The 12,779-nt window shown below is 29.1% G+C and carries 9 protein-coding genes and 1 pseudogene; 8 read left to right on the top strand and 2 right to left on the bottom strand.

Features of this window, described 5'->3' with window-relative positions; genetic code table 11:
- The first annotated feature begins 17 nt into the window (after positions 1–17).
- The 3 genes from PZA12_RS22070 (at position 18) to PZA12_RS22060 (ending at position 4,697) form a co-directional block, all read left to right on the top strand.
- Complete coding sequence (locus PZA12_RS22070; protein ID WP_078114430.1) at positions 18–986, top strand: SIS domain-containing protein; 969 nt, start codon at positions 18–20, stop codon at positions 984–986.
- 317 nt (positions 987–1,303) lie between these two features.
- Positions 1,304–4,051 (top strand): sigma 54-interacting transcriptional regulator, encoded by a 2,748-nt coding sequence (locus PZA12_RS22065; protein WP_078114431.1) that lies wholly within the window; start codon positions 1,304–1,306, stop codon positions 4,049–4,051.
- A 16-nt stretch (positions 4,052–4,067) separates the two neighbouring features.
- The gene (locus PZA12_RS22060; RefSeq protein ID WP_078114432.1) at positions 4,068–4,697 is read left to right on the top strand and encodes an HAD family hydrolase; all 630 of its coding nucleotides are present in this window, start codon (positions 4,068–4,070) and stop codon (positions 4,695–4,697) included.
- 269 nt (positions 4,698–4,966) lie between these two features.
- On the opposite strand, the gene PZA12_RS22055 is transcribed toward PZA12_RS22060, so the two are convergent.
- A complete protein-coding gene (locus PZA12_RS22055) occupies positions 4,967–6,928 on the bottom strand; it encodes a fructose-1,6-bisphosphatase (RefSeq protein WP_078114433.1) in 1,962 nt (653 codons plus the stop codon).
- 149 nt (positions 6,929–7,077) lie between these two features.
- Positions 7,078–7,638 (bottom strand): class IV adenylate cyclase, encoded by a 561-nt coding sequence (locus PZA12_RS22050; RefSeq protein WP_078114434.1) that lies wholly within the window; start codon positions 7,636–7,638, stop codon positions 7,078–7,080.
- A 406-nt stretch (positions 7,639–8,044) separates the two neighbouring features.
- On the opposite strand from PZA12_RS22050, the gene PZA12_RS22045 reads away from it, so the two are divergent.
- The 5 genes and pseudogenes from PZA12_RS22045 to PZA12_RS22025 all read left to right on the top strand — a co-directional run.
- Positions 8,045–10,795, top strand: coding sequence for a sigma 54-interacting transcriptional regulator (locus PZA12_RS22045; RefSeq protein ID WP_103697912.1), 2,751 nt, complete (start codon positions 8,045–8,047; stop codon positions 10,793–10,795).
- Between the two features lie 192 nt (positions 10,796–10,987).
- Complete coding sequence (locus PZA12_RS22040; RefSeq protein WP_103697913.1) at positions 10,988–11,299, top strand: PTS sugar transporter subunit IIB; 312 nt, start codon at positions 10,988–10,990, stop codon at positions 11,297–11,299.
- A 20-nt stretch (positions 11,300–11,319) separates the two neighbouring features.
- A complete protein-coding gene (locus tag PZA12_RS22035) occupies positions 11,320–11,631 on the top strand; it encodes a PTS lactose/cellobiose transporter subunit IIA (RefSeq protein WP_103697914.1) in 312 nt (103 codons plus the stop codon).
- Positions 11,632–11,676: 45 nt separating this feature from the next.
- Entirely contained in the window at positions 11,677–12,579 is a 903-nt protein-coding gene (locus PZA12_RS22030) for an N-acetylglucosamine kinase (protein WP_078114436.1), read from the top strand.
- Positions 12,580–12,583: 4 nt separating this feature from the next.
- A pseudogene (locus PZA12_RS22025) lies at positions 12,584–12,760 on the top strand (phospho-sugar glycosidase domain-containing protein); the annotation flags it as partial.
- Positions 12,761–12,779: the final 19 nt, after the last annotated feature.

Below are 12,779 nucleotides of genomic sequence, written 5' to 3'. Positions count from 1 at the left end.
TATAGGAGGGATTTATTATGAATCCAAAACAAATTATAAAAGAAATAAAAGAAAAACAAGAAGAAATTAGAAGTGTTATATTTGTAGGATGTGGAGCTTCAAAAGCAGAATTATATCCAGCAAAATATTTTTTAGAAAATAATTCGAAAAATCTACGTGTTAGTCACTATACTGCTAACGAATTCAATTATGGTACAATAGCTTCATTAGATAAAACTGCAATTGTTATATCCGCTTCACTTGGCGGTAGTACTCCTGAAACAGTACAAGCTAATGCTAAGGCTAAAGAATATGGTGCACATGTAATCTCATTAACTCGTGCAGAGAATTCGGCTCTTACAAAAGATGCTGATTATGTTATCTGTCATAGATTTGCTGAAAGCTATGGTGCAAAATTAGAAAAGATGGGTTATGCGCTTGAACTTGCAGTGGAAATATTAGAGCAATATGAAGGATATAAAGATTATGAAGATGCACAGGTTGCTTTCAGCAAGATATATGATTTAGCAGATTCAGCGGCAAAATCAGCGATAGCAGATGCAAAGAGATTTGCTGAAGCTTATAAAAATGATTCAATGATTTACTTAATGAGTAGTGGTGCAACAGCTGAAGTTGCTTATTCAACATCAATTTGTTTAATGATGGAAATGCAATGGATTAATTCAGGAAGTTTCCATTCGGGAGAGTTTTTCCATGGACCATTTGAAATAGTAGATAAAGATGTACCATTTATTTTGTTAATGAATGAGGGAAGCACTCGTCCAATCGATGCCCGTGCATTAACATTCTTAAAGCGTTTTGAAGCGAAAACAACAGTTGTTGATGCTTTGGATTATGGATTATCTTCAGTTATCCCAAAAACAGTTATTGATTATTTTAATCCAATGTTAATTACAGCAGTATTCCGTGTATATGCTGAAGAACTTTCTTATGCACGTCAGCATCCACTAACTAAAAGAAGATATATGTGGAAATTAGAATATTAAAATAAAGTTTACGTTAAACGTATGTTATCAGGTTCTACTTATAATCCTAAATACAAAAAAATGACTCGGGTAAGGAAATCGAATATTTTTCGATTTCTTTGCTTTAGGCAAATTTAAAAATAATAAATATATTTTATTCCATTTTTAGCTATCCTGTGTAGGGAATCATCTTAAGAGGCCTACTACTATAGGGAGTAGTACATTTTTATTAAAAGTATGCATAATATTTTGGAATTATTATTTTTTCATATGCCTTATTCTAAATGTATGTTATAAAATAATAAGGTTAACTTTTATTAACTAAGGGGGCATTCAGAATGGCAATAGATATATCTAATTATTTAAAAGAGGCTACCAAGGAATTTTCTAAAGATAATATAAAAGAATTTTCAGCCAATTCAATTGCTGAAAAAGTAGAGCTTAGTAGGAGTACAGTAAGTAGTTATCTTAACAAAGAAGCAAAACAAGGCAGGATTATAAAAATTAAAGAATATCCAGTAATCTTTTTATATAAAGAAACTTTCTCGAAATTATATTTTACCCCAGCACAGGATGAATATAATACTTTAGATGAATTATGGAAAGAAAATTCAAACGTTAAAAAAACAGATATATGGAGTAGTGTAATTGGGGCAAAAGGAAGCTTAAAAGAACAGATTGAACAAATAAAGACAGCAGTGCTTTATCCTGAAAATGGTCTTCCTATAATGCTTTTAGGTTCAAGTGGTTCGGGAAAAACATATCTGGCAAAATGTATTTATGATTATTGCTTGGAAGAAAAATTAATAAATCCCAAGTCTTCATTTATTTCTTTAAATTGTGCTCAATATTATCATAATCCAGAATTGTTATCAAGTTTATTATTTGGTTATACAAAAGGGGCATTTACAGGAGCAGATAAAGATAAAAAGGGACTTCTTGAAAGTGCTGATGGTGGGGTTTTATTTCTTGATGAAGTGCATAGACTAACAGAAGAAGGTCAAGAAAAGCTTTTTACATTTATGGATTCAAATGAGTATTCTCCTATTGGTGATAATAGCATAAAAAAGGAAGCAAAGGTACGGTTAATTTTTGCAACTACAGAATCTATCCAATCTACTTTCTTACCTACTTTTATTAGAAGACTTCCCGTTATTGTTAATATTCCAAGTTTTGCAGAAAGACCTCAACAAGAAAAAATTCACCTAATAGATAGTTTCTTTTTAAAAGAAAGTGAAATCTTGAAACGCACTATTAAGGTTACAAAGCAGGTAATTTCCTTTTTGCTTTTTAGTAATTATGAAGGAAATGTAGGGAAAATTAAAAATATTGTAAAATACAGTTGTGGAAGCAGCTATGCTAAGAGGAAAGATCAAGAGATTATTAAAGTTCGCATTGGAGATTTACCGATTGGAAATGAAAATCAATTAAAGGAGAGTTTATATCATCAAATATCAAGTAGATATCAGGATAGGATTTATGATTATCTGCACCCAGAACTATTGAATATTAATAGTGATGAACAGAAAAACATTAAAAAAACATATTTTGAATTTGTTGAAGGATTTAAACAGGTTGAGTCCGGAGAAATTATGTTTGATCATTATACTAAAGAGATGGTCAAAAATGTGAATTTATTACTTGATGAATTAACATTTAATACAGAAGTTACTAACAATCAATCTTTTTTTTCTGTATTAACGTTTAATATAAAATCTACTTTTAAATATATGGAAGAAAATTATGGCTTTGAACAGGATGGAAATAAAATTCTTTCAATAGCATATTTGCTTTATTTTAAGGAAGAACAAGAAATTTTAATTAATCACCCTGATTGGAATAGTATCCGCCCCAAAATTATAAACTTTATTGAAAGTTATATGAAGAATATTTTATGGCTTTCCAGGCGTATGCTTACACATTTGAGTGAACGCTTAGACTTTCAGGTTCTTGACGAAGATTTAATTTTTATTTCATTCTATCTAAAAAGCATGAATATACAGAGCTTGAAAAATGAAATTAAAAGTATTGTCTTAGCTCATGGCTACTCTACAGCAAGTAGTATGGCGAATGTAGCTAATAGGATGTTAAGGAAAAACTTTTTCCAAGCTATTGATATGCCTATTGATACTACAATTGATCATATAGAAGAGAAAATATTGGATTTTATTGATAATAACAGTACCGAAAATGGGCTTATTTTGCTAGTTGATATGGGATCACTTTTTGATCTTAGAAATCGTTTGGAAAAGAAGATTAAAGGTCCGTTATTATTAATCGATTTTGTCTCAACACCATTGGTATTAGAAATTGGAAGTATGCTTTTACAAGATAAAAATATTATCGAAATTAATGAACAGATTTTAAAGAATGTACAAATTAATAAACAATTAGTTTATCCAGTTGAAAAAAAGAAAAAAGCTATTTTAACCTGCTGTTATACAGGTATGGGAAGTGCGATTCAAATCCAAGATATATTACAAAAGAGCCTAAAGCATGAGGATCCTTCTTTTGTAATTATGTCATATGATTATCATAAGCTGTATCAAAATAAACAAAAGGAATTGCCGTTTCAAATGTATGATGTACTAGCTATCGTAGGAACTGTAGATCCAAAAGTTGAAGGAATTCCATATATAGGACTGGATCATTTGATTGGTGGGGAAGATATTGATTCATTCATTAATATATTGAGGTGCAATTATAATATAGATGAAGAGCAGTTGAAAAAAGATTTAGTATTTAATTTTTCTATAAAGAAAATAATTGAGAAGCTGACAATTTTAGATGTAAATAAAGTACTTAATTTTGTACAAGATGCAGTTGATAAAATGGAAGAAAAACTAGGGCTTAAGATGTCTAATAATAAAAGGTTCTTACTTTATCTTCATGCATCCTGTATGGTAGAGAGAATTTTAAGAAAAGAAGATGTTGACATGCAGGAAGACATTAAGGAATTTGTACAAAGAGAAAAAAGAAAGATAGATATTATAAGGTATGCATTCAGTGAAATTGAAAAGGAATATACAATAAAGATATCAGATTTAGAAATTAGATTAATTTTTGATATTGTATTGAGCGATTGATTTGGGAGGAAAGAAATTGAAACAAGCAGTAATTTTTGATATGGATGGAGTTTTAGTGAATACTGAAAGTTTTTATTTTAAAAGAAGGATGAAATTCTTTGATGAATTAAAAATAGAACCAGATACAAGAAGAATTGAAGATTTCATTGGATCAACAAACGGGATGATATGGGGAATGTTAGTGCCTGATGATGATGAAAAACGTAATATTTTAAAAGAAGAATATTCAAAGTATTGTAAGAAACATGAAGTTTGCTTTCAAGAAATATTGAATCCTTCAGTTAAAGAAGTGATTAGGGAATTAAAAGATAGAAGTATAAAAATAGCTATTGCATCATCTTCAGAAAGAAAAGAAATTTTAAGGATGGTAGAAGAATGCGGAATTGCAAGTTGTATTGATTTTGTAATTAGTGGTGAAGAGTGCACGCAAAGTAAACCAGATCCAGAGATCTACATTAGAGCTATAGAAGCATTAGAAGTATTGGAAACAGAAGTTCTAGTAGTAGAAGATTCAGCATTAGGAATTAGAGCAGCAAAAGCAGCAGGGCTAACAGTTGTAGCTTTAGAGCCAAAAGATTACTACATAGATCAGTCAGAAGCCGATTATAAAGTAAATGATTTGATTGAAATAATTTCTAAAATTTAAATAGAAAGATTTTCGCAGATTACCATTACAAATTATATAAGTGATAATTATTTTGAAATGGAGTATTACTATAAATGCTTTTGTGGAAAGATGGGAAAGATATATAGTGCTTTAATGAAAAGAGGGCATTTAAACAGCATTTATATGAATTGAAGATATATCTGAAATAAGTAATAAAGGTTTTGTAAATGTATAATGAGAATAGTTATGAAAGAGATAGCAGAGTAAAAACTGATATCTCTTTTGTTTATAAATGTTAAGATTACAAATTATCTTACCTCGTTTATTAATCCTTTTCTATAGGCTTTAAGCAATAATTTCAAATCTTTAATTTGATTTTTAAGCGCCTTTCCTATGTCTGTATCACCAACTTTTTTTCTGTCTAGTTTTTCTACTATTTGTGTTGAAGATAATATATCCGTTTCTTTACTAAATGCATCTTCAATTGATTTGAAAGGTTGGTGAGATATTAGCTGAAGTCCATAGGAATTATAAGTTAATGTGTATCCTGCGAGACCAGTTTGACTTCTGTAGGCTTTAGCAAAACCACCATCTATAACTATCAATTTTCCATTACACTTTATTGGGTTTTCACCAAATTTGTTTTTGACTGGAACATGTCCATTTATTATTCGTGATTCAGCTGGATCTAGCCCAAATTCTTCAAAAATCATATTACACATTTCTTCAGAATCTCTAAAATTGTAGTAGGGATTTTTCTTTTCTTTATGTGTACTTTTATCTTTGATAAAGTATCTTTCAAAAGTCGTCATATCTTCTTTTCCAAAAAGAGAAGAGCAGGCTCCCGTCCATAAATACCACATTATATCGATGCCATATAATTTTTCAGCACTGCCTCTAGTACTAAAATAACCTTCTCTAGCTAAAGAATCAAATTTATCTAGAAGTCTTTTTCCTTTATACTCTTCACCGTGAATAGTCATACTTTTAAAAGTTTTATCTTTATTTAAAGGAATGCAGCCGTGAAATAAAATATTAGAATTATAAGTTAAATATATTCTTCCTTTATTAAATAAAAATAAAACGTGCTTTTGCAATTTATCGCTATTTATAAATGAACTTTGAAGTTTATAAACTAATTTTTTTTCATCACTCGTAAGTTCAAAAGGATTATTAATATTGATTGTAGGAAAACTTTTGTCGCAAAGCTCATAAGTTATATTGTTTAAAGTTATGGTGCCATCGCTATAATTTATCTTATCTAAAAGCAATCTATGATCCATCTTAAATTCAGGTCTTCTTTTTATAATTTCATATTCAAGTTTAAATTGAATAATTGTTATGGCTTTATGCATTTTTGAAATAAGCTCAATTTCAGAAGCTCCATATAATGTTTCGTCGGTGTTTTTAGGAACGAAAGCTGTACAATTATCATTTTTATAATGCTTAAGTGCAAAAGTTGCAAGAGGTAATAAATTTATACCGTAAATGTCTTCGATAACGTCTAGATTAGAATATCTAGCTGCTATTCTTAAAACATTTGCTATACATGTAGTATTACCTGAGGCCGCACCCATCCACAATATATCATGGTTTCCCCATTGTATATCAACAGAATGATAATCTATAAGGGTATCGAGGATTATATCTGGTCTAGGACCTCTATCAAATATATCTCCGATTATGTGTAATCTATCTATTACTAGTCGTTGTATTAATTTAGATAGAGCTACTATGAACTCTTGGGCTCGTTCAATTTCGATAATAGTATTTATTATCCCATCATAATAACCCTGTTTATCATTATTATCAGATTCTTCATGTAATAATTCTTCTATAATGTAGCTAAAATCTGGAGGTAGCGCTTTTCTTACTTTAGATCTTGTATATTTAGAAGATACATGTCTGCATAATTGAATCAATCTATACAGGTTAATTTTATACCAATCATTTATATCTTTTTCTTCTCTTAGAACAATCTCTAATTTTTGTTCAGGATAGTATACAAGTGTGGCTAAACTTCTTTTTTCACAGTCCATTAAAGAATTTTCAAATACCTCTTGAATTTTTCTCTTTATAGCTCCTGAACCATTTTTTAATACATGAACAAAAGGCTCATATTCACCATGAAGGTCAGCTAAAAAATGTTCTGTACCTTTAGGTAAATTTAAAATGGCTTCTAAATTAATTATTTCAGTTGATGCAGCTGCAATAGTAGGATATTGCTTAGCAAGCAGACTTAAATATTTTATGTCATCATATTTTTCCATGACATCCTCCTTTTATAAGAAAAAAAGTTTAGTTTAAAAGTAAACTAAACAAATTTCATTTTAAAAGTATACCTATCTCTATGTATATTTTACATTATATAAACTTATAATTCTATAGTAAATTTACAGTTAATGGAATAAAAACTTAATTATATTCCTTTAGAGACATTATTAAGCAATCCTCTTTCAGATAATATATCGTATATTGTTTGAGAGGTTGTATCTTCTAATGTATATCCAAGTAACTTCACTACTGTTTCCAATTTTTCTTCTGATGTAGTTTCAATTTCTAAATATGGGAAGGGACAAAAACTCTTGTCATTAATATCAATTTCAATTAAGCAATCAAGTAATTTATAGCTTTCTCTATATTTTTTATTAGATTCTTTCAGAACTAATCCAAGAGATTTAAATATACCTTCTCCCATAGTTTTGTTATCAATTATAACTTCATTTTCTTCCATGACTTTAAATCTGCCCTGGGATAGCATTTTTTTGGTAGTCATAAAATATACGATTTTATTATTAATCATATCATTTATAGTTCTTATTCTAGCATATCCTTTCTTACCTAAAAGACGTCCATCTTCAAAATCATATATATCATTTACTTGATCTTCCATTTTAACTTTTTCAGCACCATTTGATAATAAAATTTTCCTTATATTTTCAACATCAATATCAACGATCCTAGTTTCTAACTCTTGCATAGAATAGCCTCCTTAGTTAAAGTTAATAAATAATACTTAAAAAAGAGTAGATATTTATTTTTATATAATAATATAATATAGCAATTTTAAAAGTTGTGCTAGTAAAATTGATTTATATGGCATATTTATAGTAGAGACAGAATTATCTAAGCAATTATAATAATATGAGGAATTTGGTTGCAAGAAATAAAAATATTATTATATAATGAATTCAAAACTGGTAGTATCCAGTTATATTTTCATAAAGATTTATGTAGAAGAATTCAAAGGAAAATTTCAAATGTATCGTAGAAAGCGAAAAATATAGGACAATATATATAGGGGCATTTATATAATAGGTTAAAAGTTATAAGTATAAATTCTATGTTTTTAATGTGGACTACTTATGGGTGGGGGATAATATTAAATGAAAGGGTTACCTAGAAAGGAAGAAGTAATAAAGAGTCTAATTGAGCTTGAAAAGAGCAAAGGAAGAGGAATAACAGCAGATGAACTGGGATTTTATATAGGAATAGACCGAACAAATATAAGTAGGTATTTAAACCAATTATATAAGGAAAAAAGGATAAATAAAAAAGAAGGACGACCAGTTATATATAGTAGTATCAAAAGTTACAAGAATGAAATGAATTCAATTAAAAATAAATCGGACACAATCATGAAAAATAGAGATAGCCTTGAAATGCTCATAGGTTCAAATCAGTCACTTAAATTACCTGTACAGCAAGCGAAAGCTGCAATATTATATCCTCCTAGAGGCTTACATACTCTTATTTTGGGTGAAACTGGTGTAGGAAAATCGCTATTTGCAGAAGCAATGTACAATTTTGCTAAAGACTCTAAAATAATAGCTACTGAAGCTCCTTTCATTAGATTTAATTGTGCCGATTACTCAGATAATCCTCAGTTGGTTGTGGCACAAATATTTGGAGTAAGAAGAGGTGCATTTACAGGAGCAGATACTGATAGAGAAGGTTTGTTAAAAAAAGCTGATGGAGGAATATTCTTTTTGGATGAAGTGCACAGGTTATCACCGCAGGGGCAAGAAATGTTATTTACTTTTATAGATAAGGGATATTTTAGGCAGCTTGGAGATACTGAGAAAAAGGTGAAATCTGAAGTGCAGATTATAGCAGCTACTACGGAGAATCCACAGTCATATCTTCTGAAAACATTTACTAGAAGAATTCCAATGGTGATAGTATTACCGACATTAAGAGAAAGAAAATTAGAGGAAAGATATCTTCTTTTAAACGAGTTCATAACAGAAGAATCTATAAGAATCGGAAAGAGCATATATATTAGTAAAAATGCGATTATTTCATTTTTACTATATGATTGCCCTAATAATATAGGGCAATTAAAAAGTGATATACAATTAGCTTGTGCTAAAGCATTTTTAAATTATAAGATTAAGAAAAATAATTATATTTTGGTAGATAAAAGTGATCTGCAACCTAGAATTCAAAAAGGAATAATGAGAATTAGAGAATGTAGAAAAGAAATAGATAATTTATCTCAAGATATGGCTGATATTTTAAGATTTTCAAGTGAAGATAGTATACTAAAAAATATTGAATTTCATGAAAATCAAATAGAAGGCTCGGAAAATAAAAGTTTTTATTCGATAATAGAAAATAAGATGGAAAACTTAAAGGTGCGAGGAATTAATGAGACAGAAATAAATGATATTCTAAATATTGATTTGGAAAAATATTTTAGAAGATATATTAGTAATATCACAACAAATGTTAAAAAAAATGAGATCGCCAAAATTGTAAACATTAAAGTAGCTACAGTTGCAGAAAAAATGTTGAGTATAGCATCTGAAAAGTTAAATAGAGATTTTGATCAGAAAGTTTATTTTGGGTTAGCACTTCATTTACAGGGAAGCATCGAAAGGATTAATTCAGGAAAAAAGATATATCATCCTAAGCTTAATATTATAAGGGTAGAAAATAGAGAAGAATTTGCTGTGGCCATGGATATTATAAAAATTGCGGAAAAAGAATTTCATATAGACATCCCATTAGATGAAATAGGCTATATAACTATGTTTTTGGCTGCATGTAATGATGAAAATAGTGAACAATTAGAGAAGAAGGTGCGAGTTCTAGTAATGATGCATGGAACAAGTACAGCTAGCAGCATGGCTGAGGTGGCAAATTCTTTAATAGGAGAAGAATATGTGCAAGCTCTAGATATGCCACTAACTATGAAGGCTGAGGATATGCTAGAGAAAGCTAAGAAAAAAGTTAAAGAAATATATAATGAAAAAGGGATGTTGTTACTTGTTGATATGGGATCATTGGTTAATTTTGGAGATATAATTAGTAATGAATTAGAAATAAAAATTAAAACCATAGATATGGTTACAACATTAACCGTTATAGAGGCAGGAAGCAAAGCTTTTAATGGGAGAAGCTTGGATTCAATATATAATTTATGTAGAGATATTGGAAAGCCCTCTATGCAAGTTTCTAAGGAAGACTATAAATACAATAAAGAACTAGTTATAATAACTACATGCTTTACAGGTGAAGGAGCAGCAGAAAGAATAAAAATAAGAATAAGTAATAATTTGAAGAATATAGAAAAAGTAAAAATTATACCACTTAATATTTCTGATAGGGAAGAGTTTATTAAAAAAGTAAATAGGCTAAAAGAGAAGTTTGTAGTATTAGCAGTTGTAGGAACTATAAACATAGTTATTAAAGATGTTCCATTTATACCAGCACAAGATGTTTTCTTGAATGAGGGAATAAATTATTTAGAAAATCTAGTGGACATTGAATATGACTTTTTAAAAGTTAGAAAAGCATTAAGTAGTGAATTAAATGAATTAAACTCAATGAAGATATTTTTGCATATTAGAAATGTAATAAGAAAAATAGAAGAAAATTTAAAGGTGAGAATTCAGCATGATGCACAGATAGGAATTTTAATTCATATCACTTTTCTTATAGATAAATTAAAACATGGTGGTCAAGAATTAAAATTTGAAGGTTTAGAAAATTATCGTCATATGTATAATAGTGAATTTTCATTAATTAAGGAAATTTTAAAAGACTTGGAGCGTGTATATAATATAAATATAGGAGATAATGAGATAGCTTATATAGTGAGAATTGTTAAGGAAAATATAATTACTGTGTAATAGCCAAAGCAGTGTGTAAGTTGAATTACACACTATTTTTTTTTAGTTGCACACTTTGATTCATGAATTGTGTGGTAATGAGATGATTTATATTTATTTGTGTATAAATATAATATTGGTATAAAACTTGCTTTATATAATAGTGTAATAGAGGAGTGCTAGTAAATAAAAGTATCTAAGGAGAGGTTAGGAATGAAAAATATATTATTAGTTTGTTCAGCCGGAATGTCCACAAGTTTATTAGTTTCAAAAATGGAAAAGGCAGCTGAAGAAAAAGGGATTAAATGTAATATAAAAGCTGTAGGAGAGGCAGATGTTAAAGAATATGTAGGTAAGACAGATGTTTTATTACTAGGTCCACAGGTTAGATTTTTATTATCAAAATTTAGGGCCAGCTTATCGGATAAGAATATACCTGTAGAAATAATTAATACAGTTGATTATGGAACAATGAATGGAGAAAAAGTTTTAGAAAGAGCTCTAGATCTTATAGAAAATAAATAATTGAAAAGGAGAGAAACATTGTGGAAGAAACAATAATGAATCTTATAGTGCATAGCGGAGAAGTTAGAAGTTATTCAATGGAAGCTATTCAATGCGCTAAAAGTGGGAATATAGATGGAGCAAAAAAATTAATTGAACAAGCAGAAGCAGAATTATTAAAAGCACATAATATTCAAACATATTTAATACAAAAGGAAGCACGAGGAGAAAAAACAGAAGTTTCTTTACTTATGATTCATGCTCAGGATCACTTTATGACTAGTATGACATTAAAGTCTATGGCAGTTGAAATTATAGAAATACATGAAAAATTTAATAACAATATATGTTAGTCTAATTATTTATTTACTTAAAGTTAAGGAAAAGGTAGTGATAATATGAAATACATCATAGGTGTCGATGGCGGAGGAACAAAAACGGAAGCAGTAGCTTATGACTTTCAAGGAAATATTATAGTTACTTCTGTAAAAGGATTCGCAAATTTACTAAATAATAGAGAAAAAGCACTAAACAATATAGTAGATTCAATAAGAGAAATAATAGATGTTCTTAAAGAAGACGAACTTGTAGATTTATATCTTGGCATTGCAGGATCGGAAGTAGGAGATAATGCAAAAATTATAAAAGATACAATAAAAAATGAACTTAAGACTGACTGTGTACTTATGAACGATGCTGAAATAGCCCTAAAAGCTATGTTAAGGGGGAATGATGGAATATTGACAATAGCAGGGACTGGATCGATAGCATTTGGAGTTAAAAATAATTCAAGTGTAAGGTGTGGGGGATGGGGTAACTTATTAGGAGATGAAGGGAGTGGATATAAAATAGCAATTGATGCTATAAAAAGAATGATATTTGAAGAAGAAAATTCTTTATCCAAATCGGAATTAACTAGGAGAATTATGAAAAGGCTAGGTGCTAAATCAATAGGCGAAGTAGTAACTTTTGTATATTCATCTACTAAGGATGAGATAGCATCTTTGGCAGAAATAGTTTCAATATTGGGCGAAGAAGGAAATAAGATAGCTGAAGAAATATTGGTTAATGAAGGTGTAGATTTGGCTAAGACTGTTATAAATGTGTATAGAAAATTGAAATTTGAAAGCTGCTCTATTGCATTAGTTGGTGGAGTTATAAGAAAAGCAAAGATATTAAGAAAATCTTTTGAAAAGTACCTAAGAGAAAATATAGTTATTGAGGATATAGTAGATGATGAAATTTCGCCTACAATGGGTGCTTATTATATTAATAAAGCGAAGCGAGAAAGGAATGTTTAGATAGATATTATTATATTCAGATTTATGCACTAGATATGCAGGTGAGCTTCAAATTGTACTAAAAGATATGAAGAACAATGGAAAGACTAATGTAATAGGATGCATAGCAGAGGAAGAGATTTTTTTACTAGACTATATAGAGCCATGGATGAGTTTTGACTTTATTTCAAATAAATCTTAGATATGGGGGAGGAAATAAT

Source organism: Clostridium beijerinckii (assembly GCF_036699995.1).
GTDB lineage: Bacteria > Bacillota > Clostridia > Clostridiales > Clostridiaceae > Clostridium > Clostridium helianthi.
This window is presented reverse-complemented; position numbering and strand designations above follow the sequence as displayed.